We start from the raw sequence: 24,157 nt of genomic DNA on the forward strand, positions 1-24,157 counted from the left end.
GAAACTGTAGCGGAAATCTCAGGCTTCTGTCAATAAACGCCCGTCGATACTTTTAGGATGAACCGGCTAGGAATGAGAACACATGGCCGCCGTGAACACCTTCAAATACGGCTCGCTTGAAAAAGCTGTCTCTGCGTGACGGGCCTCGGCCTCACCACGAAACACACCGAAGACCGTCGCACCGCTGCCTGATAGCAACGCAGCCTCGGCCCCTGCCGCCAGAAGCCGCCGTTTAATATCGTCGAGCGCAGGGTGCGCCTTAAACACAGGCGACTCAAAGTCATTTTCTGCTGTCTCAAGCACGTGTTTCCATTCTAATTCACGTGTTGCCTCCAGCGAGGCATGAGAATGAGACAACGGCACGATGGCGGTTCGGCTTGCGGAGAGCTGCTGATACGCCCACTTCGTTTCGACCGGGAAGCCCGGATTGACCAAGACCGCCCATCGACTTCCATTGATGTGCACCGGAGTCACCTTCTCACCTCGCCCCTTCACGATCGCACAAGGGACGAAAAAGAAGAACGGCACATCGCTTCCGAGTGCTTGACCAACCTCGGCCATCTTCTCCGTCGACCATCCTAACCTCAACAGCCGGTTCAGTCCAAGGATGGTCGCAGCCGCGTCGCTGCTCCCGCCTCCTAACCCAGCCCCCATCGGGATTCGCTTTGTGAGGGTCACGTCCAATCCAACGGGTCGTCCACTCTGTTCGAGTACCTCCGCCGCAGCACGATAGACCAGATTGGAAGGGTCCGTTTTCAAGGACGGTTCATCGCATCGCAATGTAATGGTCGTATGACCGTGATTGATGGAAATCGAGAGTTCGTCTTCCAGACTCACGGTCTGCATCAATGACCAGAGGTTATGGTAGCCGTCAGGTCGACGGTCCAGGATTCGGAGCACGAGATTGATCTTGGCAGGTGCAGAAACGGTAATCGACGAGGGGGAACCGGTCGGTTCGGGAGAGCGATTAGTCACGACCTCCTTTTATAGCATACTTCTCCAATCGATACCGGAATGATCTCGTGTTCAGTCGAAGCATCCGCGCGGCTTTCTTTTTGACCCATTTCGATCGCTCAAGAGCCTTCAGCAACAGATCCTTTTCGATCCCGTTGATGAGCCCTTCAAGATCCAAGCCCTCCTCGGTCAAGTCCAGCGGCATCGCGTGTGGCTGCGACTGCGCCGCCGGGCGATGGAGCCATCCTCGCACATCTGCGTCGGTCACCGGTCCCTCCGCGGAGAACGCGACGACCCGTTCGATCAAATTTTCCAACTCGCGGACGTTGCCGCGCCATTCATGTCCCAACAACACGTGCATCGCCTCCTGGCCGATCACGGGCTTAGGTTTGCCGCTCTCTTTCGAAAACCGCTCCAGAAAGTGACTGACCAGCAGCGGAATATCCCCGGTTCGCATGCGTAACGGCGGAAGCCGGATGGGAATGACATCCAAACGGTAATAGAGATCTTCGCGAAACGAGCCATCTGCGACTGCTTTTTCGAGATCCTTATTGGTGGCTGCGACGATACGCACGTCGACTTTGATATCCTGATTGCCGCCCACCCGTCGAAATTCCCGCTCTTGAATGACACGCAGGAGCTTTACTTGAATCGTGGGAGTCGTATCGCCAATCTCATCCAGAAAGATGGTTCCGCCGTTGGCAATCTCGAACAATCCCGCCTTATTGGAAATGGCGCCCGTGAACGATCCCTTCATGTGGCCGAACAGCTCGCTCTCCAACAGAGTTTCCGGCACCGCGCTGCAATTGACGGCGACAAACGGCAGGGCGCTTCTGACGCTGTTGTAATGAATCGCACGCGCAACCAACTCTTTTCCCGTTCCACTTTCACCGCAGATCAGCACGTTGCTTTTCGAATCGGCGACTTTTCGTACCACGTCGAATACTTTTTGCATCGCCTCACTTTGGCCGACCAACTGCGCGAAGGACGATTGGCTTGCCATCTCGCGCTTGAGCAGCATGTTCTCGGTCGAGAGGCGCCGTTTTTCCAGCGCATTGCGAATAATCAACTGGACTTCATCGACCTGAAAGGGCTTCGTCAGATAGTCATACGCGCCCTGCTTCATGGCTTCGACTGCGGAATCAGCGGTCGCAAAGGCGGTGATGATCAGCACCACCGTTTCAGGAGAGGTGGACTTCACCGCCTTGAGGATCTCCATTCCATCGACCTTCGGCATCCGCAAATCGGTGATCACCAGATCAAAGATTTCCTTGTGCAGAAACTCGATCGCTTCTTCGCCGTCCATGGCGCTGGTCACGGCATATCCCGCTCGTTTGAGCATGATGCTCAATACTTCGCGCAAGCTTTGCTCGTCATCAACGACTAGGATCTTTTCCACGGCTCTCTACCCTCGTGCCACAGTCGTACCCCTGAATCTGCCGTGCGAGGCAAGCAGACTCCGAATCGAGTGCCTTGACCTTCCTGACTTTCCACTTTGATCCACCCACCGTGCAGGTCGACGATACGATGGACCGCGGCCAATCCCAACCCAGAACCTCGTTTTTTGGTGGTAAAGAACGGGAGAAAGATTTTGTCGAGATTGTTCTTCGAAATGCCTTCCCCGGTATCATGGAAGGACACCTCGATCACCTCCGCCTTGCGTCCCGCGACATCGACCTTTCTGCACCCCGTCGTGATCGTCAGCTGTCCTCCCGCGGGCATGGCATCGAAGGCATTGACCGCCAAATTCCAGAACACTTGCTTCATTTGATCCTGATCCACTTGCGCGGGCAAAGCTTCACTGCACGGAGCCGCCGCGATGGTGATGTTCGTTCTGGCTCGTGCTTCATGGTGTACCAGATCAAGGGTCTCGGCAAGGACTTTGTTTAAATCGTGCTCCGCCAAATTCAGCGCCGGAGGCCTGGCGTACTGGAGAAACTCGGTGATGATCGTATCCAATCGAGTCGCTTCCCGAATGGCAATCTCCGTCAGCCGCCGGCTGGTTTCATCGGCATGGAGATCCTTTCGAAGCATTTGCATGGCGCCGGCGAGCGCACCCAACGGGTTTCGTATTTCGTGCGCCATGCCCGCCGACATCTCTCCAAGACCGGCCAGCCATTCCTTGCGCCGCATTTCTTCTTCCAGATCACGGATCTGTGTGAGATCCTTGAACACTCCGACAAGGCCCGTCTTTTCCCCTCGTTCATGCAACGGCGCGAGCGTCATGCCGAGGATCAACCGATTGCCGTCGAACCGTTTGCACTCGACTTCAAAGCGCAAGTTGGCGGAAGCATCCTGCATGTGGTCGTCTTCTTGCTGACTGGGATGCCAATTAAACACTTCACGCCAGGGCCGCCCATGAACTTGTTCAAAGCTGTAGCCTGTGGCTTCCTGCGCGGCAGGATTAAACGACGTGATCCGACCTTGTTCGTCGGTTGTAAACACACCGCTGCTGATACTATGCACAATATTCTCGTGGAACGCCTGAAGGCGGCTCAGTCCCTGTTCTTTCTCACGAAGCGATTGATCTGCCAGCCGTAGCTGATCCGCGAGCGCCCCGCTCAAAAACCCGACGACCAGGAACGCCAGACTGTACACACCAAACGCCTGGAGCGTTTCCGCGGCGCTCAGCCGAGAAGGCGGAAGCCAGCCCCATATCTCCGCAAGTCCATACAGCTGCATATTGGTCAGAATTCCGAACAGGATGATGCAGAGGCTGGCTGTCAGGAGGCCCACACGGCGCCGCGGAACCAAACTGGCGACCGTCACACTGATGACATAGAGCACCGCGAACGGACTTTCGATTCCTCCCGTTCTTGCGATCAATACCGTTTCCAACATGAAATCGACGGCGATCTGAGTCCACGCAAACTGCACGAGGACTTCGGGGTCGGTAAGCTGGCGAACCACCAACGCGTAGAGAATGGTAACGGCGTACGTAAAGATGATCAGAGCATAGAAGGTTTCGACACGTTCGCCCTTCGTGACTTGGAACGCAAGGGATAATCCCAAGAGGAGCGTGACGAGAACGACTCGCCACCCCATTAACCGGTAGATTCTGGCCTTGATATCCGCCACGCAATAACACTCCGTCTAGCGAACAGCTTCCACCGTCACGGCTCCCGGATCACTGTGACTGTGCATGAAGTTCCATCTGACAGAAGTATGTCTGGAAAGGAGATCGCTCGTTATTGAATCGACGCAGGAGTTCACTGAGAAGTCGGCGCAGCTTCATTGCCCGATCCTGTTGGCAACGAAGCCGCCGTTCAAACACGAGTTGTGCGCTTAACCGATCGCGGACGCCATCGTAAAAATCGGGAGATACATCGCGACCACGATGAATCCGACGGTGACGCCCAAGAACACCATCATCATCGGTTCCAAGAGTGCCGTGAGGTTCCCCACCGCTTCGTCGACTTCGTCCTCGTAGAAATCCGCGATTTTTCCGAGCATGTTATCCAACGCACCCGTCGACTCTCCAACCGAGATCATGTGGGTCACCATCTTGGGAAACGTTCCGCTTTTCGCGAGCGGCTCGGAGATCGTCTTTCCTCCGCTGATGCTGACTTTTGCATCAAGCAATGCTCCTTCCACGACCTTGTTCCCGGAGGTCTTCGCACAAATCGTCAAGGCTTCCAGCAGCGGAACCCCGCTGGCCAACAGCGTTCCCAATGTCCGCGTAAATTTCGCCACGGATGCCTTCCTGACGAGGTCCCCGAACACGGGCAATTTCAGCACGAGCTTGTCGATGGCCAACCTGCCCTGCGGAGTCGCGTAATATTTCTTGACGGCGACCACAAGCGCCACGATGACGCCCAAGATGATGTACCAATTCCCTTGCACGAAATTACTCGCGTCGATGACAAGCTGAGTCGGTGCCGGCAGCGCCATCTTCCCGCCAGACATTTCCTTGAACATCTTTTCGAATACAGGGATAACCCAGATCATCAAGACCGTGATCACGATCGCGGCGATCCCGACGATGGCCGCGGGATAGACCAATGCGCTTTTGATCTGCCCCTTCAACTTCATCGCCTTCTCGATGTGTTTGGAGAGACGGCCCAGAATCGTATCCAGCAACCCTCCGACTTCACCGGCATGAACCATGTTGACATACAGGTCATCGAAGATTTTGGGGTGTTTGTGGAGCGCATCGGAAAACGTTGAACCGCCCTCAACCATTCCTTTCACTTCGCCGACAGCTTTCCTCAGAGGCACGCTCTCCGACTGCGTCGAGAGAATCTCCAGGCACTGGATAAGAGGTAATCCGGCATTGATCATGGTTCCGAATTGCCTGGTAAAAACAACCAGGTCCTTTTCGCTTACCCCGCTCCCCAGGCGAAAGCTGAATCCCTCCTTGGCCGCCTTTTCTTCCAGACTGGTCACCACGACGCTTTGTTTGCGCAGCTGTTCCACCGCCTCATCGCGCGACTTCGCGACAAGCTCCCCTTTTTTCACCGCCCCCGATTTACTCCGTCCGACATACGCAAACGTGGCCATAGGTGTTCGTCCTGTTGTGGCTCTCTGAGCCGGTTGAAGAGGAAGGCTAGGACTACAAAACGAGTCTACTGGTGGGTCAAAAACCTGTCAAAAACTATTGCATTATTTACCGAAGCCATTCGGCACATGATTTTTACGGTAAGCCCTTTAAGCAAGGGGAGGAGCGGTGTTCGCGTCTCGATACCCTCGATAGAGATAATGCAACCCTGAGGCCAGGGTGAACGCAACCATCACCACGAGAAGCGGGGTAAGCACACCGCGATCATGTTCTCGCCACGTCAAGAGGACGGTCAGGAGAACGTAGCTCAGCTGCAACATCGTCGTTCCCTTGCCCAGGAACGTCGGTGCCACATTGATCGGCGTACTGGTGACATGCGCGACTGCTGTCCCCAACAAGAGAATCAGATCTCGACTGACCACGAGGATGACAAGCCATGACGGTATTAGATGCAGGATTGCGAGCGAGATGAAGCTCGAAGTCAGCAGCACCTTGTCTGCGAGGGGATCAAGTAATGTCCCCAACCTCGTTCGCTGGTTCAGTTTGCGCGCAATATAACCGTCGATGGCGTCCGTCAGTCCTGCGACGAGCAGCGTCAGGAGCGCCAATCCGTATGACCCGTAGGTCATAAACCCGATGTAAACAGGGACCAAGAGGATGCGAAGAATCGTGAGGCTATTGGGAATGTTCATATGGTGGGGGTTAGACCGGCCTCCGACTGGATGAGGGAAGGCATCATAGTAAGCGAGGCTAAGCTTGTCAACGAGTTGCAGGCACGGAGGACGACCTTCTATAATTGCGGGAGTTAGCCTCGTCGCCCACTGTTTGCCGGAAGGATGAAGAAGTATGAGTACGCTGCCGCTGATGTTCAAGAAAGAAGGATTGGTCGAGAAACACCAAATTGAGGGAGTAGATCCGAGCGACCGGTATTTCAACCGCGCGATTTTGGTCAACCGGACATCGACAGGATACTCGTCAAAGGTAATGTATGAAGCCCTCATCGTTGAGAGTCGGTCGCACTCTACCATTGCGGCAGCGGTGAAGGAATTGGTCGAAAAGCTTCAAGATGTGGGATTCACGCGCATGAGAACACGGACTAATTTCAAAGGCACGCGTTATCTGGCAGAAAAAGAGACGTGGATTGACTACCCGGATCGGCCTTGACCGAGCCCGACGAACGCCTCATACACCAGGTCATGAATCATAGGTCGGAACTCCCGAATGGCTTCGTTCCGGCTCGAAGGATGTACGCGATTCGAGAGCAGTACGACCTCTAATTCCCGAACCGGATCGATCCAGATCGAAGTCCCCGTGTAGCCGAGATGGCCGAATGATCGGTCGGTGAAGTAGTGCCCCGAAGATGACGGCACCGATACCGTATCCCATCCGAGCGCCCAACTCGATGCTCCTTCCTGTTTCTGGCGCCGTGTAAATTCCTGGACAATGCCCTGATCGAGAATAGCTGCCCGCCCGTGATAGGCCCGCAGCCATACACCCGTGATCGCCAGCACAGCGTCGGCGTTCCCGAATAACCCGGCATGACCAGCCTCGCCGCCCAGTGCGGCTGCATTCTGATCGTGCACTTCCCCGCATAGGAGATGACCTCGCCATGAGTCAACTTCTGTCGGCGCCACGCCACTTCCGTCCTCGGTTGCCTTCTCAAGAAACGCATGCAATCGTTCCGACGCAACGAATTCAACCTGGACGCCGCCCAGCTGACCCACAATGTGCTCACGAAAGAAGTCGTTCATCGATTGCCGGCTGTGCCGTTCAACAATAAAGCCGAGCAACATGAAGCCGAGATCACTGTAGAGGCTGCGCGTGCCTCGTGCATACACGAGCGCTTCAGATCGGATAAGACCGAGCATGGACCGCTTCGCTTGCTCCCTCTCACAATATGATGAAGGAACCCTTCCATCCGGGGTGAGGCGTTCATAGAATCCTCGCCATCCCGGCAATCCGGAAGAATGTGTCAGCAAATGCCGAAGCGTGGCTGCGCCGATAGGGGTATCGGTGCAGTCGGGTAGATGGTCGGCCACGGTATCCTCAAGCCGGCAGCGGCCCATCTGGATCAGCAAGGCAAGAGACGTGACGGTCGCCAAGGGCTTGGTCAACGAGGCCAAATCATAGATGGTGGAAGCGTTCACGGGAGGTCCTAGCGGGGAAGTCGAAAGCCGTCCGGCAACGAAGCGAGAAACCGGCCTGTCTCCGCACCGCACTGCCAATACCGCCCCAGGGAACACGCCGCCGCTCACGGCCCGATCGAGGGCTGATTGAATGATCTGTAGCTCAGACATGGGGATGATGGCCGACCCGAGAGGTGCACGAGAAATGAGCAGCACCGCCCACTGGCAACACCATCAGCTATACAACATCAACGGGTGGGACTCGACTCACCTTCCATCTTCTCTTCCTGCATGGCGCTATGATCCTGATACGCCTCACTGGCTTCCACGTCCAACATTCGTTCGAACGTATGCAGCGTCGCACGCATCCGCTCAACCATGAGCAACCGTTGCTTTTGCAGCATGGATAGGTCGCGTTGCGTATTCCCCAGCTCGGCTCGTGCTTGTCGGAACAGCTCGCTCGCCTTCAATTCCGCTTCTTTCACGATCAATTCGGCGTCCCGCTGAGCACTTCGCTTGACGTCATCAGCCAGCGACTGAGCGGAGACCAATGTGTTGGACAGCGTCGCCTCGGTCCGTTTCAGGTCCGATACCTGTTGCTCGAGCGACACAATCCGGTCACGCAATGTCATATTATCGCGGTTTAGGGACTCGACCGTTTGCGCGATCTCCTCCAAAAAGCGGTTCACCTCTTCGCGATCATAGCCACGAAGTTTGACTTGAAAGACCATCTGCTGAATATCGAGCGGTGTGATCTTCATGGCTTCCCCCATTGGTTGAGTCAGTTCATCCGCAACGCAAAATCCTTAATCGACTGTACCACGGCAATCTGCACAAACCAGATCCCCACAATGACGACCAGCGGCGACCAATCGATGCCCATCCCCCAACCCAGTCTCCGTCGGAGCGGAGCCAAGACCGGTTCCGTTGCGCGAGTCAGGAATTGGACGATCGGATTCCACGGGTCCGGATTCACCCAAGAGATAAGTGCCCGTGCAATCACGATCCAGCTATAGAACGTCAACGCATAATCCAGCACGGTCGCAAAGCCCAACAAGGTATTTCCCAGCACGAACATCAGCTTCCAAGCTCCTGAGAACGTTTCGTGGCAGCTTCAACAGCATCGATCAACACAGCTCGAAGGCCGCCCTGCTCCAGTCGATGCAGGCCCGCGATGGTCGTTCCGCCGGGAGAGGCAACCTGATCCTTGAGACGAGCAGGATGTTGCCCAGTCTCCAAGACCAATCGGGCGGCACCCAACACGGTTTGGGCTGCGAGCAGGCCGGCTGTCTCTCTCGGTAATCCCATTTTTACCCCACCATCGGCCATGGCTTCTATCGCGAGAAACACGTATGCAGGTCCGCTTCCGCTTAACCCGGTCACCGCATCCATGAGACGCTCCTCGACAGAGACGACTCTACCCACTGATTCGAAGATCTGCCGGGCGCAGGCGATCCCGCCTTCACCCACTCCTGGTCCGATCGCCAATGCCGTCATCCCTTCCCCGACCATCGCCGGCGTATTCGGCATGGCACGAACGACGCGGGTGTGCCGCCCACACGCTTCCATGATTCGGCTGATTCGTACGCCGGCAGCCACTGAAATCACGAGCCGCTTGGCCGATACGGCGCCGACTCCCTTGAGGGCTTCTGCCATCACCTGCGGTTTGACGGCCAAGACGACGACGTCGCTTGAGACAACGATGTCATGATTCGAGACACCGACCTGCACCCCGTATTGCTTCTTGAGGTGATCCAGCCGGGTTGCATCCGGATCAGCCACCTGGATCTGTTCAGACTTGTATAACTTGGCCGAGAGAACCCCACTAATCAGCGCCTCCGCCATTCGACCGCCGCCGATAAAGCCAAGATGTCTTGCGGGAACCATCCTAGGCATGGCGCGCTCCAAACAGGGCGGTGCCGACACGGACCAGTGTCGCCCCCTCCTCGATGGCTGCTTCATAGTCGTTCGACATGCCCATCGACAGTTGATCCATGCTCACGGAGGATACCTGCAATGCCATGATCTGGCGAGCCAATTCCCTGAGTTTCCTGAAATACGGTCGAGCCGAGTCCGAATCAGCAGTTGGTGGTGGGATCGTCATGAGACCTTTGATACAGATATGGGGAAGTTCCGCCATGCTCGATAGCGATCGCATCACGTCGTCCGCACGAAATCCTGTCTTCGTCGGCTCGTCTCCGATATTCACTTCCAGCAAAACATTCTGTCGGCGGTCGGCTTCTCCCGCACGACGGTCGATTTCATGCGCCAGGTCCAGGCTGTCCACCGAATGAATCAAGTCGAATACACCGATCACTGACCGTACCTTCCTCCGCTGGAGGTGCCCGATAAAATGCCATTGCACGGACGCCTGAGAAAACGTGGATATCTTAGAACGCGCTTCCTGCACACGATTTTCGCCCAAGATGGACAAACCGGCGCGCACCCCTTCCGCAATGTGGTCGACCATCACGGTTTTTGTCGCAGCCACGAGTCGAACGCTGCCGCCGAGGCGTCCGGCCTTTTCTTCGGCTGACCGAATTTTCGTCAGCACCGTTTGAACACGCGTGGTCGTCTCTTGGATGAGCGGTTCCATCGTCCATTCTCATGAGTCGCGGCCGCTCATTCAGCGAACCGTCCCTATTCTAGCGGAAGAACCTGAGAATTGGCAGAGTCTGAGCTATCTTCGCTTCAGCGGCAAGCCGATTGCGCTGACCATAGTCCCGTTGACTTTGCCCTCTCGCCGATAGGAAAAAAAGAGATCTGCATGGCAAATGGTACAGAGGTTCACGGTCGTGATGGACTGAGGAACGGCCCCAAAGGCCTGTGCTTGTTCTTTGACGAGGGCTTTCAAATCAAGGTGTGTTTTTCCGCCCTTCCTGCTTTGAATCACTTTGTCCCAACCTGAAAACTCCTTACGCAAGTTGTTCAGAACGGGCTCATCCACCTCATAGCAACAGACGCCGGCGGACGGACCGATACTGATACGGATCTCTTCAGGGACTGAGCCGAAGCGAGCCTGTAACAGCGCCAGTGTTTTGGGTACGATCCCGGCAACAGCTCCCCGCCAGCCGGCATGGATCGCGGCGACGACACGACGCTTGGAATCATGCATCAATATCGGAACGCAATCCGCCGTCCGCACGGCTACCATGACCCCGGACCGATCAGTCACCAAGGCGTCCCATCCGCCGATAAATCGATCCGTTGAAGCGAGTGCGCGATCGACTACGAGGGCATCCGTCCCATGAACCTGCTTGACAGAAAGCGTCCATGAAGACGACGCGGTCCCTTGTAGCCCTCGCAATGGAACACCCACTTCAAGGTCGAACCCCGCTGCATGCCGACGGGTCCCGAAAAAATGACGGATCTGACTCCGGGCATCCGCAAATGCCGGGACAGTAATAACCGATGGACTCGTCATCTCAACGCTCAACCCCACATCATGTGACGACCGGGACGAGAACTAGTCCGCTTGTTTGCGAAGAAACGTCGGAACATCCCATTCATCTTCGGCCGCTAAACCAACTCGGTCCAGGGACTCACGCGCATCGGTCATTCGTCTCAAAAACGTGGGGCGGTCCAGATCCTTCATCGGCCGATCCATGCCAACGGAGGCGCCCACGCCTGCCAACACCGGTTGTACAGGTTTGGCCGGCCGATTGGTTCCTCGGTCCATCCCAATCGTGGCAGCTGCTGCATCGTCTTCTCGTTCAAATCCGGTCGCGATCACCGTAATGACGAGTTCCTCACCCAGGTCGGGGTTGATGACCTGCCCGACAATGATATTGGCTTCCGGATCCGCCGTCTGCTGAATGATGGATGCTGCCTCCTCGATTTCATGCAGCGACATGCTGGGACCTCCCGTAATGTTCAACAGGACCCCACGGGCGCCTTCGACACTCCCTTCTTCCAAGAGAGGACTGCACATGGCTTTTTGGGCCGCTTCGATCGCCCGGTTCGGCCCACGGGAAATGCCCATGCCCATGACCGCGCGTCCGGTGTGTGACATCACCGTGCGGACATCGGCAAAATCGACGTTCACATGGCCTGTGGTGGTAATGACATCGGCGATGCCTTGAATGGCTTGTCGCAATACATCATCCGCAACCTTGAACGCTTCCAGCAGGGGAGTTGATTTGTCGACGATCCCCAGCAACCGCTGGTTGGGAATCACGAGTAACGTATCGACATGCCGGCGCAGGTCCCGGATTCCCTCTTCGGCATGCTTGTGTCGCCGTTGGCCTTCATACTGAAACGGCTTCGTCACGACGCCTACCGTGAGAATACCCATTTCGCGGGCAATGCTGGCCACGATGGGAGCGGCTCCGGTACCGGTTCCTCCACCCATTCCCGCGGTGACGAAGACCATATCGGCCCCTTCGAGACATTCGCGGATGTGCTCCTTGCTTTCAAGCGCCGCGTCCCGACCGACTTCCGGCTTTGCCCCCGCACCCAACCCCCTGGTCCGTTCCGGGCCGAGTTGGATCTTGAAGGAAGCCAGGGACCGATCAAGTGCCTGAAGGTCGGTGTTGCTCGCGATAAAATCGACACGAGCTAACCCGGAGGTGATCATCGTGTTGATCGCGTTGCATCCGGCGCCGCCGATCCCGATCACCTTAATACGGACCGGCGACAGCACATCTTCCTGGAATGAGAACATTGGGACACCTCCCTCATATCACCCAGCGCGACAACCATCGGTTGTCCGCAAGGTTTTTAAGGTTAAAAGACCTCCAACACCCGCTTCGTCCACCCGAACATTCTGGCCCAGGTTCCTCCGTTACGAAGCCCGGCCGTCTCCAATTCATCGACATGTCGCCGGGCATGCCACAAGAGACCAACCCCCGTCGAGTGACTGGGATGGCCGACGATATCTCTGAGCCCTCCGACACCGGAAGGTACCCCTCGGCGCGCCGGCAGGTTCAATACTTTCTCGGCGGCATCGGGCATGCCGTCCAAAAGTGACGTGCCGCCGGTAATCACCACACCGGCGCCCAACATCCCTTCATAGCCGGCGCGGGCAATCTCTCTACGGACGAGGTCAAACATCTCGTCAACTCGCGGCTCCAAGATCTCGGCGATATCCCGCCGGGAAAATGTTCGAGCAGGCCGATCCCCAACCGAGGGCACTTCGACGATCTGATGTCCGGTCACCAACTCGGTCCGCGCCACACCATGTTGAGTCTTGATCTTCTCAGCTTCGGTTTGTGACGTGAGCAGGCCGATGGCCAAGTCCTTCGTCAAATTTTGACCGCCGATGGGGAGCACCGCCGAGTGACGGATACTGCCGTCCAGGAAAATAGCAAGGTCTGTTGTCCCTCCTCCCAAATCCACCATGGCCACGCCCAAATCGCGTTCTTCCTGACTCAATACAGCTTCACTCGAGGCCAGCGGCTGCAGAATGATGTCCACCACGTCGAGTCCCGCCCGGTTCACGCTCTTTACGATGTTCTGGGCGGAAGTGACGGCACCGGTGATGACGTGGACGTTGACTTCCAACCGATTACCCGACAGACCCAATGGTTCACGTACTCCTTCTTGTCCGTCCACCATGAATTCCCGCGGCAGGACGTGCAGAATCCTCCGCTCATGGGGGATCACGGCGAGCGTGCGTGCGCTTTCGATGGCTCGATGGATATCTTCGCGGGTCACCTCGGCCCGCTTGAGCGCTACGACGCCCTTACAGTTTTCAGCGGAAATATGGCTGCCTGCGATACCGGTATAGACTGAATTGATCTGGACCGCCGCCATCAGTTCCGCTTCTTCGACGGCCTTCTTGATGGATTCGACGGTGCTTTCGATATCGACGACCACTCCTTTACGCAAGCCGCGCGAAGGGCTCGATCCGACACCGATAATGTTGAGACCTCCGCCATCGGTCATCTCCGCCACGATCGCGCAGATCTTCGTGGTTCCGATGTCGAGCCCGACCAGAATTTGATCCCGTTTTGGCACCGCAATCACCCCCCTTCGCGTACGATGATCCGGTTCTCGTACCGCAGATCCACTTCGTGTGCTCCGTGCCCATGTCCATCAAAGTTCAGCGTTTTCAGCGTCGGTTTGACGCGTTGGAACCGCTCCCACTGCTCCCCGATCGCTTCCTGCCCAAATTGGAATCGGACTCCCTGGACAAGGGCCACTAGATTCGACGGGTTTCCCGCGTGTACTTGTAGCCGGCCATCGAGGGTTCTCCCGACCACTCTGGCGAGCTCGACGCCGGACACAATGGCATGTCGTACCGCCTGCGTTCCTTGCAGCAGCCCTTGCAGATCGATTCCCGTGACGAGAGGCAACGCGTCATCGTCGGTCTGACCGAGCCGGGAAAGCACATGCCCCTCGTCATCGCTCAGAAAGTTCTGTGACTCGGCACGTACGATCGCCGCAGGCTTTCGTTCGACTACCGAGATCCGCAACTCATGAAGGGGAACACGGGTCACTTCAGCCGTTTTGACCCACGGATGAGATTCGACCTGTTCCTTGATGGCCGTCGTGACGATCAGGTGGAGCGGCGTCCCAGGTTTTACCTTTGCAAGATCGAGCACTTTCTGTTTATCGATATGGTGCGCTCCCTCGACTGTGATCGTCGTGATCTCCAACAGATGTTGGAACGCCGGTCCGGTGTGTTTGACGCCCATCACGATGAGCCATGTCCCGAGCGCTATCGCGGTCGCCACGCCGGCCCAACGAACGAGGGCCTTCCGTCTGGCGGCGTTCGCTCGTCCGGCTTCCTTCACGGCTTTCTCCCCTTGCGGATCCTTCCACTGATTCTTTCGGGGAACTGCATCCCCCGTCCGCCGTTTCTTCAAGAAGAATCGCATCACGCTGACTCCCGATTGACAGCTTGTGCACACCGAGCCGCGCGATCGAGCGCCGACTGCAGAATTCGCTCAACCAACGTGTCGTACCCGATTCCTACTTGAGCTGCGGCCATCGGCAGCAGACTGGTTTCTGTCATGCCGGGCACGGTGTTGATTTCCAGGACATAGGGACGGCCTCTCGGAGTGATTCGAAAATCCACGCGGGCAGCCCCCTCGCAGCCCAACACGTCGTAGGTTCGGCTCGCCAATTCACTGACTCGCCGAAGCACCTTGGGAGGAAATGGAGCAGGACAGAGGTACCGGGTCCTGCCCTTCTGATACTTGGCCGAGAAATCGTAAAAACCCTCGGGCGCCACGATTTCAATCGGCGGGAGCACGGTCGAGCCGCCCGTCGCCGTCCCAAGGATGGAAACGGCCGCTTCATGCCCCGGAATATAGCTTTCGACCATCACCTCCGGGTCATAACGATGCGCCAGTGCGAGCGCCTCCTTCCATTGACCCGTACGACGCACAATCGTAACCCCGATGGTAGAGCCCTGAGATACCGGCTTGACGACGACGGGTAATTCGAGTCGTGCCTCCCGTAGAATCTTCGACAGTGACGGTCTGTCATCTTCCCGTACGACTGTTCCGGCAGCAACCGGAACGCCATGCGCAGCCAATAACGTTTTGGTGATCGCCTTATGCATTCCCACGGCGCTCGCCCGTACGCCGGACCCTGTGTACGGAATACCGAGTGTCTCGAGAAACCCTTGGACTGTTCCGTCTTCACCCCCCGGTCCATGCAGCGAGAGAAAGGCAATGGCCACCTTCTGATTCTCCAAATCCCGATGGAGACGATCGGTGACGTCGATGGGCACCGCATCGTACCCACGGCGGATCAGCGACTGATGGACGGCCCGGCCGGTTTTCAGAGAGATCTCCCGCTCCGAAGATTGTCCCCCCATCAGCACACCGATCCGCGCATCTGTCATTCGACCAGTCGGCATCGACAATCCCTCTCTTTAAGCTTGCCCTACCAGTTTCAACTCCAATTCCAACTTGACCCCGGTCTTGCGAGCGACTTGAGCGCGCACCTTCCTGATGAGCGACAGCACATCACCGGCGCTGGCGTGGCCTTGGTTCACGATGAAGTTGGCATGCTTCGTCGAGACACATGCATCGCCGACCGACGCTCCCTTAAGCCCTGCCGCTTCGACGACTCGCCCCGCTGAATCGTTCGTCGGATTCTTGAATACACAGCCGGCGCTCGGCAGCGTGAGCGGCTGGGTATCGCGGCGATAGCGCAGATAATCCTTCACCACCTTTTCAATGTCCGCCCGCACCCCCGGCGTCAGCTGAAGCCAGACTCCGACTACGATGCCCGGTGGTAATGTCGCCCGGCGATACCCAAATTCGATCGTTCTGGCCTCACAATCGATGCGCGTGCCGTTCGGCGATATGATCCGGACTGCTTTCACCGAGTCCTTCATTTCGCCAAGCCTCGTTCCCGCATTCATGACCACACAGCCCGCCACACTTCCCGGTATACCGGCAGCCCACTCCAATCCCGCCAAAGACCGGCGGATGGCATAACCGATGAGTGTCGGCATTCCGACACCTCCCTCGGCGTACAACACAGACCCTGGTTCTTCTGTGATGGCGCGTAACTTTTCCAAACCGACCACCACACCTCGAATCCCTTTGTCGCGAACGAGGAGGTTGGTGCCGCCCAACACAAAGATCGGAAGCTTCTGTTCATTCGCCTGCCTGGCAAGCCGGACGACATCCTCCACGTCGGCCGGCAGAACCAAGACGTCGGCCGGGCCGCCGATGCGGAACGATGTGTAGTCCTTAAGGGGTGCATTGAAGCGAACCGTCCCTCGCAGGCCGACCACCGCCGACCGTAATCTGTGTTCGGCATATCTCGGTCGCGCCTTTGACTCATGTTGCAGACTTTGGGACATCTTGGGCCATCACGTGGACTCAAGGCGGGAGAGAATTCCGGTTCCCGCTTTCCAAATATCACCCGCCCCCAACGTCAAGACGAGATCACCAGGCCTCAGGTAAGGCAACACCTGATCCGGCAGCGTTTCTTTCCGCTCGATAAAGGTCACCGATGGATGGCCCGCTGATTTGATCGTTTCAGCAAGGGCCGCGCCGGACACTCCCGGAATCGGTTGTTCACCCGCCGGATAAATGTCGGTCAAGAACAAGGCATCGGCGTGATCAAAGGCATGAGCGAACTCTCCGATACAATCCCGTGTCCGGCTGTATCGATGTGGTTGGAACAGAACGACCAATCGGCGGTTCCAGCCCTGCTTGGCGGCGGCGAGGGTCGCCTTCACCTCCGTGGGGTGATGACCATAATCGTCGACCACCATGATCCCACCGGTTTCGCCGCGCAGATGAAAGCGCCGTTCGACGCCGGTGAAGGCCGCCAGCCCTTTGCGGATCAGATCGACCGGAACCTCTAGTTCCATGCCGATAGCGATTGCGACAAGGGCATTCGACACGTTATGAATGCCGGGGACGGTCAACCGGAAAGGGCCGAGGTTTTTCCCTCGGAAGTACGCACGAAACTCGGCGCCCCATTGCTTAAGGCTGACGTCCGTTGCCTTGAAATCCGGCGCCACCCCGTCCCGATCGAACAGTCCGTAGGTGTGATAGCGCTTCACGATGCGGGGAAACAGCCCGCGGAGATGATCGTCATCGGCACACAACACCGCCAATCCATAAAAGGGGATCTTGTTGATGAACTCCAAGAAACTCTCGTTGATTCGCTCCATCGAGCCATAGTGATCAAGGTGCTCACGGTCCAGATTTGTCACGGCGACGATCGTCGGAGACAGCCGAAGAAACGATCCATCGCTTTCATCCGCTTCCGCCACAAGCAAGTCGCCTCGTCCAAGCCGCGCATGGCTGCCCAACGCGTTGACCTTGCCGCCGATCACCATTGTGGGGTCGAGGCCGCCCTGCGCCAATACGTTCGCGACCATCGAGGTCGTCGTCGTCTTACCATGGGCGCCGGCGATGGCCACTCCGAACTTCAGGCGCATCAGTTCCGCCAGCATCTCTGCCCGTGGAATCACTGGAATCTGCTTGGCCTTCGCGGCCACCACCTCGGGATTACTCGCTGCCACGGCGGACGAAATGACGACGACTTGCGCTTCCCCCACGTTCGATTCTTGATGACCGATGAAAACTTTTCCGCCGAGCTCTTCCAGTCGCCTTGTCGTCTCAGAGACGTGCAGATCCGAGCCGGTCACTTTGTACCCCATCGTCAGGAGGACTTCCGCGATCCCGCTCATACCGGCCCCCCCGATTCCGACGAGATGAATCTGCTGTGTCTTACGAAAAAGCGTCATATGATTCACCCGTTGTCGTCTCGTTACACTCTGTGTCCTGGTGCCTTGTGCCCCAACAACACTAGCCTCCGGCCGCTCCAATAGATCGGTTGATGTCATGTGTCACTCCCATCAGCGCGTAACATTCACTGACGATCACTTTGCCGGCATCGATTCGTCGCATCTCCAAACTTTTGCGTTGCATCCTCTCCAACTGTTGCGGGTCCGATAGGACGGCTCCGATCGTCTCGCTCAATTTCATCCCGGTCAGCTCCGCCTGAGGAAGCACAATGGCTCCCCCAGCCGCTTCCATCGCCCGAGCATTCTTCATCTGGTGATCATAAATCGCCGTGGGTAACGGAATCAGAATCGCGGCCTTGCCACAGGCGGTCAGTTCGGCGATGGTCATCGCACCCGCACGAGCCACCACCAAATCGGCGGTGCGCAGAACAGCGGGCATGTCATAAAGAAATGGGACCACCGTGGCTTGTACCCCCTGGATTCGGTAAGCCTCGCTGACTCGTTCACAATCTCCTTCCCCGGTTTGATGCGTGATAGAGAGGCCGGGGAAACGGTTCTTCAATTGAGTCAAGCCCTCCATCACCGCGGTATTGATGGCCCTCGCACCTTGGCTTCCTCCGAAAATCAGCAAGTGCCGGCTAGCCTGCTCGGTTGCTTGATCACGGAGGTCTGATTGCGCCAGGAACTCTTGTCGGATCGGCGTCCCAACCACACGCACTTTTTGAGAATCAAAGGAGGTCCCGGCCGATTCAAACGCCAAAAAGATCCGCTGTGCAAACGGAGCCACGACTTTGTTGGCCAAGCCGGGATACGCATTTGGCTCCAGAATCACCCGAGGAACCCTTTTCAAGACAGCGGCTGCCAACATGCTTGGACTCGTATAGCCTCCCACACCGATCACGAGATTCGCCTGCCGACTTCTCAGAATTTCACACGACTGCCAGATCCCGATGGGGACGGACAACACACCGCGAATGATATCCAGCAATCCCTTCCCCATCACCGGCTTGGCCGTGATCAGCGCCAATTCAAATCCCTCATGAGCGAGCACCCGAGTCTCAATTCCCCGCGCGGTTCCGACAAAGAGAATCTTTGTGGAAGAATCCCGATGTAAAAACTCCCGCGCCAGCGCGACGGCTGGATAGAGATGCCCGCCGGTCCCCCCTGCGGCGATTACGATCGTCATCGTCGATTCGACCAACCACGCCCACCCCGAGGTCTCATCTCTTCTCGTCCGGCCTGCCGATCCCTTGAGATGTTCAGCAAGATCCCCACACCGGCCAGGCTCATGACCAACGAAGAACCGCCATAACTGACGAAGGGCAACGTGAGTCCCTTCGTCGGCAACAACCCCGTCACCACGCAGGCATTGACCAACGCCTGGGTGCCGATAAGCGTCGTGATACCGATCCCAAGGTAGCGCCCGAACGGGATACGCGCCCGGGTGGAGATCTGAAATCCGCGGACGACAAACAGTATGAACAAAAGAATGATGATGCCCGTCCCGGCAAAGCCCAGTTCCTCGCCCACAAGCGCCAACACAAAGTCTGTGTGCGCTTCGGGGAGAAAGAACAGTTTCTGCTTGCTTTCTCCCAACCCGACACCGAACAGTCCTCCGCTTCCAAATGCCAAGAACGATTGGGTAATTTGGAATCCCGTATCCGACGCATCTTTCCACGGTTCCAGGAACGCCATGAGCCGCTGGCGCCGATAGCTGGAGCTCAGGACAAGCACCAAACCGATCGGCACGGCACAGAGCGCCAACGTCGAGAGGTGAGACAGACGCGCACCGCCGACGAACAAGAGGCCGCCTGTCACAAGCCCCAGGACCACTACCGTCCCCATATCCGGTTCCAAGAGGATCAGCCCGCTGAGAACGCCGATCACCAGAAGCGCCGGCAGCAACCCTGTCGAAAAGGATTGGAGCCGATCCTCCTTTCTTGCCAGATATGCTGCGAGATAGATCACACCGATCAATTTCACCATTTCGGCCGGCTGAATCGAAATAGGCCCCAGCCTCAGCCAACGCCGGGCTCCTTTCGCTGCGACACCGATCGATGGAATCAATACGATGATCAGCAACGCCGTGACGAGACCCAGGAGCGGAAGAGACAGCCGTTTCCACCAGATGTAATCGACACGGGATGCCACGTGCAGCAGCATCAACCCGAACACCAGCCAGGCGAGTTGCCGTTTGAGGTAGTACCAGGAATCGTGGAATCGATTGCCCGCCACCACCGCGCTCGCGCTGAACACCATCACGAGGCCGACAAACGCCAGGATGAGCGTCACGAACAGCAAGAGGTGATCCATACCGACCCGCTTTGACGCCTGCGGAGCAGCGGTAGACCACGGCAATGCCAGGGTCCCTGCAGATCTCTGTGACATCGTGCGGTGTCAACGCTCCTCTGCCTTGTCGTCGGTTTACGCCGGCAAGGATTCCACGAGGGCCTTAAACTGACGCCCTCGATCTTGGTAATCCGCAAACATGTCGAAACTCGCGCAGGCCGGTGATAGAAGCACTACGTCACCTGCGTCCGCTCCCGATGCCGCCGATTCGACGGCGTCACGCAAGGAGCTTGCTCGCTCGATCCCTTGATACCCCTTCATCGCATTCGCAATCAGCGGAGCCGCCTCGCCGATCAGAAGCAGTCGCTTCACTCGCTGACGGATTGCAGGAACGAGCCGGGAGAAGTCTCCCCCCTTGTCGCGGCCACCGGCGATGAGCCAGATCGGCTGATCGATGCTCTCTAACGCCTTGAGCGTGGCATCCACGTTGGTTCCTTTGGAGTCGTTGATGAACCGTACGCCTCGTCGCTCCCGAACGACTTCCAACGCGTGCTCCAATCCGGGGAAGTCCTTGAGCGCCTGACGAATGATACTGAGAGGACATCCGCTCAGCAGGGCATAGGTTGCGGCCACCATCGCGTTCTCGATGTTGTGATTGCCGATAATCTTGATCTCGCTCCGTCCGCATACTTCCTGAGTCCGCCCCTCGATGGTGATCATGATGCGATCGCGATCAAGATATGCCCCACCGGCCAGTTCGTGAGGCAACGAGTGGGTCCTCGTGAACCCCAGCGTGCGAGCCCTCACGTTCCGCCGTAATGGAGCGACTCGTGGATCGTCCAGGTTGAAGAGGGCGTAATCCGACGCAGTTTGGTTCTCGAAAATCCGGTTCTTGGCGGCGACATATTCGTCGATCGACCCATAACGATCCTGATGGTCCACGGTCACATTGAGAATCCCGGCGATCCATGGATGGAACTGCTCCACCGTTTCAAGCTGGAAACTGGACACCTCCACCACTAAGGCGTCGTATGGGCAGGATCGGCCGTGCTTTATGGCCTGCAAGGATTGTAGGGCAGCTTCACTGAACGCCGTCCCAAGGTTCCCGCCGACAAAGACGCGTTTTCCGCTCTCCTGCAACATCTTCCCGATCAGCGTGACCGTCGTGCTCTTTCCGTTTGTACCGGTCAGCGCCAGGATCGGAGCGGAAAGAAACCGCGAGCCAAGATCAAGCTCACTGATGACCTTCACCCCTCGCCCACGTACCCGTTCAAGGGCCTCCATCCGATAGGGGACTCCCGGGCTGATGACCACCAATTCGGCGGTGTCGAGCGCCGATTCATAGCTGTTGCCCAGAACGAAACGGATCGTCGCCTGGTCCAATGATCCAAGCAGACCGAGCAGCTCTCCTCTCTCCTTACGGTCAGCCACCGTGACCAGCGCGCCGGCCTCCTGCAATAAGCGGGCGGCTGCGAGGCCGCTCCGTGCAAGTCCGACAACCGTCACGTGTGCTCCTGCCAGTTGCATGGTGTCCGTCCCCACCATCCTCATCACCTCAACTTGAGTGTGCTCAGGCTCAGCAACGCCAGAAGAATGGCGATGATCCACAGACGTACGACGACTTTGGGCTCTTCCCAACCTTTCATCTCAAAGTGGTGGTGAATCGGCGCCATGAGAAAGATCCGCTTCCCCCGGGATTTGAACGAGGCCACTTGAAAAATCACCGACACGGCTTCGATCACGAAGACACCGCCGACCATCAGCAACAACAATTCATGCTTGCTGATCACGGCGACCGTTCCAAGGGCCGCTCCAAGCGGAAGCGACCCGACATCGCCCATAAACACCGAGGCCGGGTAGGTATTGAACCAGAGGAACCCCAGGCTTGAGCCCAACATGGCTGCCGTAAAAACCGCCAATTCTCCCGCCCCCTCGATGTGAGGAATCAGGAGATACTCCGACATCAATCGATGGCCGGTGACATAGGCCACGACAGTGTATGCCAATGCCGCGATCATGACCGGCCCAACGGCCAGTCCATCGAGACCGTCCGTAAGATTGACGGCATTGGAACTGCCGACGATCACCAGGATGGCAAAGACCACGTAAAACCATCCCAAATCCGGCATGAAATTCTTGAAAAACGGCACGCTGAGCTTGGTGTTATAACCGGGCAATGAATACAGAATCAGCGCGACGACGAGCGCAACCGCTATCTGTGCCGTAAACTTTTGCGCCGCCGACAGTCCCTTCGACTGGGCTTTGATGAATTTGAGGTAGTCATCCGCAAAACCGATGGCACAGAACCCCAACGTCGCCACAAGAACCAGCCAGATGTGGGGTCGCGAGATATCGGCCCAGAGCAACGTCGACAGAGTCACGGCAAAGATGATGAGGATTCCCCCCATCGTGGGTGTCCCGCTCTTGGCCAAATGCCGTTTCGGTCCATCGTCGCGTATTTGTTGACCCAGCTTGATCTCTTGGAGCTTTCGGATCACCCAGGGCGCGAGAATAAATGCGATCAGAAATGCAGTCACTGCGGCATAGATGATGCGAAAGCTCAGGTAGCGAAACACATTCAGAAAGGAAAATTCGGTGTGGAGCGGATAGAGCCAGATATACAGCATAGTATGGACGATTCTTACGAAGCCTTCTTTGCCGAGCGTTTGATTCCCTGGAGTGCGTCCGCCACGAGTTCTAACCTCATCCCGCGAGACGCCTTGATCAGCACGACATCTCCTGCTTTGACGATGGCTTTCACAGCAGCGGCAGCAGTTCGTGCATCCCGCGCTTCGAAAATGTGAGTGTGATCAAGCCCCGCCTGCCGTGCCCCTTTAGCAATGCTTCGGCCTAACGCGCCGCAAGCCACAAGTTGATCGACCCCATGACGCGCCACAAATCCGCCGACCTCTTCGTGCATCTGAACGGCGTTCGGACCGAGTTCCAGCATGTCTCCCAAAACTGCGATCTTTTTTCGGTTCGTTCCAGCTTGCGCGAGCAGCTGCACTGCCGCTTTCATGGAGGCTGGGTTGGCATTGTAACAGTCGATGATCAGCTTCACGCCGCGATTGACCAACACCTGCGACCGCATGGCAGCGGGTCGAAAATGGGAGAGTCCCTGAGCGATGACCGCTCCAGGAAGACCCAAAACTGATCCGACCGCTCCTGCGGCCAGAGCATTGGTGACGTTGTGCTCCCCTTGGACTCGAATATGAACGATCGTATGCCGTACCTTTCCTGGGAGCAGAAGACGAAAGATCGTCCCGTTGCGCCCGTCGGATTTCACATCCATCGCACGGACGTCGGCCTTCGATGAAAACCCAAACGACACCACCCGACATCGAGCTCTCGCGGCAAGATAATCAAAGTACGCATCATCGGCGTTGAGAATCGCCGTCCCGTCGGCCGGGAGCAGATCGAGCAACTCCCCTTTCGCTTGAGCGGATGCGTCCATACTCCCGAAAAACTCGAGATGGTCGGGACCGATATTCGTAATAATCCCGATCGTGGGCCGAACGATTTCGCAGAGCCTGGTCGTCTGACCGAGGTTATCGACCCCCATCTCGATGACGGCCCCTTTGTGCCGATCATTGAGGCGAAGCAAGGTCTGCGGAACTCCCAACCGGTTGTTCAGGTTCCCCTCGGTCTTGAGGATTTTCCAGTGATGCGCCATGACGCTCGCGACCATTTCCTTCGTCGTCGTCTTGCCGTTACTTCCTGTGACCGCGACGACAGGAATCTGAAATCGGCTCCGGTGGTAGGCGGCCAACTGCTGGTAGGCAAAGAGCGGATCGCGCACACCCAGAATAAACGGTGCCGTGCGTTTCGAGCCTGGCTTGAGGGCAAGCCTCGAAACATCGTAGGAATCGAGCACGATGGCGCCGGCCGCTCCGCGCGACAGCGCCGTCGCTACGAAGTTGTGTCCGTCAAATCGATCTCCTCGTATCGCCAGAAAGAGATCGCCCGGCTGGAGAGACCGAGTATCGAGGCTGATGCGGCGTATGCGCTGCTTCGTCCACCCGGCTCCTCCGCCGGCCAAGACTCGATCGCTGATCACTTCCCGCAATTCTTCGACGGTAAACAGCGCCATCTGGATGCTTCCCTGCACCGACCGGTTCCTAT

Annotated in this window: 23 protein-coding genes; 1 reads left to right on the top strand and 22 read right to left on the bottom strand. The window is 57.2% G+C overall.

Going from position 1 to position 24,157, the window contains the following annotated elements:
* Positions 1-66: 66 nt before the first annotated feature.
* The 5 genes from ispE to pgsA all read right to left on the bottom strand — a co-directional run bounded on the left by ispE (position 67) and on the right by pgsA (position 6,144).
* On the bottom strand, positions 67-975 hold the full coding sequence (gene ispE, locus H8K03_08035) for a 4-(cytidine 5'-diphospho)-2-C-methyl-D-erythritol kinase (GenBank protein ID UVT21832.1): 909 nt from the start codon (positions 973-975) through the stop codon (positions 67-69).
* Positions 968-2,353 (bottom strand): sigma-54-dependent Fis family transcriptional regulator, encoded by a 1,386-nt coding sequence (locus H8K03_08040; protein UVT21833.1) that lies wholly within the window; start codon positions 2,351-2,353, stop codon positions 968-970. The genes ispE and H8K03_08040 overlap by 8 nt, the downstream gene beginning before the upstream one ends.
* Complete coding sequence (locus tag H8K03_08045; GenBank protein UVT21834.1) at positions 2,338-4,032, bottom strand: PAS domain S-box protein; 1,695 nt, start codon at positions 4,030-4,032, stop codon at positions 2,338-2,340. The genes H8K03_08040 and H8K03_08045 overlap by 16 nt, the downstream gene beginning before the upstream one ends.
* A 207-nt stretch (positions 4,033-4,239) precedes the next feature.
* A complete protein-coding gene (locus tag H8K03_08050; GenBank protein ID UVT21835.1) occupies positions 4,240-5,454 on the bottom strand; it encodes a type II secretion system F family protein in 1,215 nt (404 codons plus the stop codon).
* A 147-nt stretch (positions 5,455-5,601) separates the two neighbouring features.
* The gene (gene pgsA, locus H8K03_08055; GenBank protein ID UVT21836.1) at positions 5,602-6,144 is read right to left on the bottom strand and encodes a CDP-diacylglycerol--glycerol-3-phosphate 3-phosphatidyltransferase; all 543 of its coding nucleotides are present in this window, start codon (positions 6,142-6,144) and stop codon (positions 5,602-5,604) included.
* A 154-nt stretch (positions 6,145-6,298) separates the two neighbouring features.
* Here pgsA and H8K03_08060 point away from each other — a divergent pair, with 154 nt between their 5' ends.
* Positions 6,299-6,616, top strand: coding sequence for a hypothetical protein (locus H8K03_08060; GenBank protein UVT21837.1), 318 nt, complete (start codon positions 6,299-6,301; stop codon positions 6,614-6,616).
* Here H8K03_08060 and H8K03_08065 read toward each other — a convergent pair.
* From H8K03_08065 to H8K03_08145, 17 genes are all read right to left on the bottom strand, one after another.
* The gene (locus H8K03_08065) at positions 6,598-7,749 is read right to left on the bottom strand and encodes a beta-lactamase family protein (protein UVT21838.1); all 1,152 of its coding nucleotides are present in this window, start codon (positions 7,747-7,749) and stop codon (positions 6,598-6,600) included. The genes H8K03_08060 and H8K03_08065 overlap by 19 nt on opposite strands.
* A 77-nt stretch (positions 7,750-7,826) precedes the next feature.
* Positions 7,827-8,339, bottom strand: coding sequence for a DivIVA domain-containing protein (locus H8K03_08070; protein ID UVT21839.1), 513 nt, complete (start codon positions 8,337-8,339; stop codon positions 7,827-7,829).
* Between the two features lie 20 nt (positions 8,340-8,359).
* On the bottom strand, positions 8,360-8,656 hold the full coding sequence (locus tag H8K03_08075) for a YggT family protein (protein UVT21840.1): 297 nt from the start codon (positions 8,654-8,656) through the stop codon (positions 8,360-8,362).
* Positions 8,656-9,465 (bottom strand): pyrroline-5-carboxylate reductase, encoded by an 810-nt coding sequence (proC, locus tag H8K03_08080; protein ID UVT22414.1) that lies wholly within the window; start codon positions 9,463-9,465, stop codon positions 8,656-8,658. The genes H8K03_08075 and proC overlap by 1 nt, the downstream gene beginning before the upstream one ends.
* Position 9,466: 1 nt before the next feature.
* A complete protein-coding gene (locus H8K03_08085; GenBank protein ID UVT21841.1) occupies positions 9,467-10,174 on the bottom strand; it encodes a YggS family pyridoxal phosphate-dependent enzyme in 708 nt (235 codons plus the stop codon).
* A gap of 84 nt (positions 10,175-10,258) precedes the next feature.
* Positions 10,259-11,002, bottom strand: a complete 744-nt coding sequence (pgeF, locus tag H8K03_08090; protein UVT21842.1) for a peptidoglycan editing factor PgeF — start codon at positions 11,000-11,002, stop codon at positions 10,259-10,261.
* A 42-nt stretch (positions 11,003-11,044) separates the two neighbouring features.
* Entirely contained in the window at positions 11,045-12,241 is a 1,197-nt protein-coding gene (gene ftsZ, locus H8K03_08095; protein ID UVT21843.1) for a cell division protein FtsZ, read from the bottom strand.
* A gap of 62 nt (positions 12,242-12,303) precedes the next feature.
* Positions 12,304-13,545 (bottom strand): cell division protein FtsA, encoded by a 1,242-nt coding sequence (ftsA, locus tag H8K03_08100; GenBank protein UVT21844.1) that lies wholly within the window; start codon positions 13,543-13,545, stop codon positions 12,304-12,306.
* Positions 13,542-14,402, bottom strand: a complete 861-nt coding sequence (locus H8K03_08105; protein ID UVT21845.1) for an FtsQ-type POTRA domain-containing protein — start codon at positions 14,400-14,402, stop codon at positions 13,542-13,544. Before H8K03_08105 ends, ftsA begins: the two co-directional genes overlap by 4 nt.
* Complete coding sequence (locus H8K03_08110) at positions 14,399-15,388, bottom strand: D-alanine--D-alanine ligase (protein UVT21846.1); 990 nt, start codon at positions 15,386-15,388, stop codon at positions 14,399-14,401. The genes H8K03_08105 and H8K03_08110 overlap by 4 nt, the downstream gene beginning before the upstream one ends.
* Before the next feature lie 15 nt (positions 15,389-15,403).
* The gene (gene murB, locus H8K03_08115; protein UVT21847.1) at positions 15,404-16,345 is read right to left on the bottom strand and encodes a UDP-N-acetylmuramate dehydrogenase; all 942 of its coding nucleotides are present in this window, start codon (positions 16,343-16,345) and stop codon (positions 15,404-15,406) included.
* 9 nt (positions 16,346-16,354) lie between these two features.
* Positions 16,355-17,746, bottom strand: a complete 1,392-nt coding sequence (locus H8K03_08120) for a UDP-N-acetylmuramate--L-alanine ligase (protein UVT22415.1) — start codon at positions 17,744-17,746, stop codon at positions 16,355-16,357.
* 61 nt (positions 17,747-17,807) lie between these two features.
* On the bottom strand, positions 17,808-18,932 hold the full coding sequence (gene murG, locus H8K03_08125) for an undecaprenyldiphospho-muramoylpentapeptide beta-N-acetylglucosaminyltransferase (GenBank protein UVT21848.1): 1,125 nt from the start codon (positions 18,930-18,932) through the stop codon (positions 17,808-17,810).
* Entirely contained in the window at positions 18,929-20,134 is a 1,206-nt protein-coding gene (gene ftsW, locus H8K03_08130) for a putative lipid II flippase FtsW (protein UVT21849.1), read from the bottom strand. Before ftsW ends, murG begins: the two co-directional genes overlap by 4 nt.
* 36 nt (positions 20,135-20,170) lie before the next feature.
* Positions 20,171-21,580: a UDP-N-acetylmuramoyl-L-alanine--D-glutamate ligase gene (murD, locus tag H8K03_08135; GenBank protein ID UVT21850.1), complete on the bottom strand. Its 1,410-nt coding sequence runs from the start codon at positions 21,578-21,580 to the stop codon at positions 20,171-20,173.
* A 5-nt stretch (positions 21,581-21,585) separates the two neighbouring features.
* On the bottom strand, positions 21,586-22,662 hold the full coding sequence (locus tag H8K03_08140) for a phospho-N-acetylmuramoyl-pentapeptide-transferase (GenBank protein UVT21851.1): 1,077 nt from the start codon (positions 22,660-22,662) through the stop codon (positions 21,586-21,588).
* Between the two features lie 14 nt (positions 22,663-22,676).
* On the bottom strand, positions 22,677-24,143 hold the full coding sequence (locus tag H8K03_08145; GenBank protein UVT21852.1) for a UDP-N-acetylmuramoyl-tripeptide--D-alanyl-D-alanine ligase: 1,467 nt from the start codon (positions 24,141-24,143) through the stop codon (positions 22,677-22,679).
* Between the last annotated feature and the right edge of the window lie 14 nt (positions 24,144-24,157).

This window comes from Nitrospira sp., assembly GCA_024760545.1.
In the GTDB taxonomy this organism is placed as follows: Bacteria; Nitrospirota; Nitrospiria; order Nitrospirales; family Nitrospiraceae; genus Nitrospira_D.

Excerpts from the sequence above, each read along its gene's own strand:
- H8K03_08050 (UVT21835.1), bottom strand. The coding sequence starts at position 5,454 with ATGGCCACGTTTGCGTATGTCGGACGGAGTAAATCGGGGGCGGTGAAA.
- pgsA (UVT21836.1), bottom strand. The coding sequence starts at position 6,144 with ATGAACATTCCCAATAGCCTCACGATTCTTCGCATCCTCTTGGTCCCT.
- H8K03_08060 (UVT21837.1), top strand. The coding sequence starts at position 6,299 with ATGAGTACGCTGCCGCTGATGTTCAAGAAAGAAGGATTGGTCGAGAAA.
- H8K03_08065 (UVT21838.1), bottom strand. The coding sequence starts at position 7,749 with ATGTCTGAGCTACAGATCATTCAATCAGCCCTCGATCGGGCCGTGAGC.
- H8K03_08070 (UVT21839.1), bottom strand. The coding sequence starts at position 8,339 with ATGAAGATCACACCGCTCGATATTCAGCAGATGGTCTTTCAAGTCAAA.
- H8K03_08075 (UVT21840.1), bottom strand. The coding sequence starts at position 8,656 with ATGTTCGTGCTGGGAAATACCTTGTTGGGCTTTGCGACCGTGCTGGAT.
- proC (UVT22414.1), bottom strand. The coding sequence starts at position 9,465 with ATGGTTCCCGCAAGACATCTTGGCTTTATCGGCGGCGGTCGAATGGCG.
- H8K03_08085 (UVT21841.1), bottom strand. The coding sequence starts at position 10,174 with ATGGAACCGCTCATCCAAGAGACGACCACGCGTGTTCAAACGGTGCTG.
- pgeF (UVT21842.1), bottom strand. The coding sequence starts at position 11,002 with ATGACGAGTCCATCGGTTATTACTGTCCCGGCATTTGCGGATGCCCGG.
- ftsZ (UVT21843.1), bottom strand. The coding sequence starts at position 12,241 with ATGTTCTCATTCCAGGAAGATGTGCTGTCGCCGGTCCGTATTAAGGTG.
- H8K03_08110 (UVT21846.1), bottom strand. The coding sequence starts at position 15,388 with ATGCCGACTGGTCGAATGACAGATGCGCGGATCGGTGTGCTGATGGGG.
- murB (UVT21847.1), bottom strand. The coding sequence starts at position 16,345 with ATGTCCCAAAGTCTGCAACATGAGTCAAAGGCGCGACCGAGATATGCC.
- H8K03_08120 (UVT22415.1), bottom strand. The coding sequence starts at position 17,746 with ATGACGCTTTTTCGTAAGACACAGCAGATTCATCTCGTCGGAATCGGG.
- murG (UVT21848.1), bottom strand. The coding sequence starts at position 18,932 with ATGACGATCGTAATCGCCGCAGGGGGGACCGGCGGGCATCTCTATCCA.
- ftsW (UVT21849.1), bottom strand. The coding sequence starts at position 20,134 with ATGTCACAGAGATCTGCAGGGACCCTGGCATTGCCGTGGTCTACCGCT.
- murD (UVT21850.1), bottom strand. The coding sequence starts at position 21,580 with ATGGTGGGGACGGACACCATGCAACTGGCAGGAGCACACGTGACGGTT.
- H8K03_08140 (UVT21851.1), bottom strand. The coding sequence starts at position 22,662 with ATGCTGTATATCTGGCTCTATCCGCTCCACACCGAATTTTCCTTTCTG.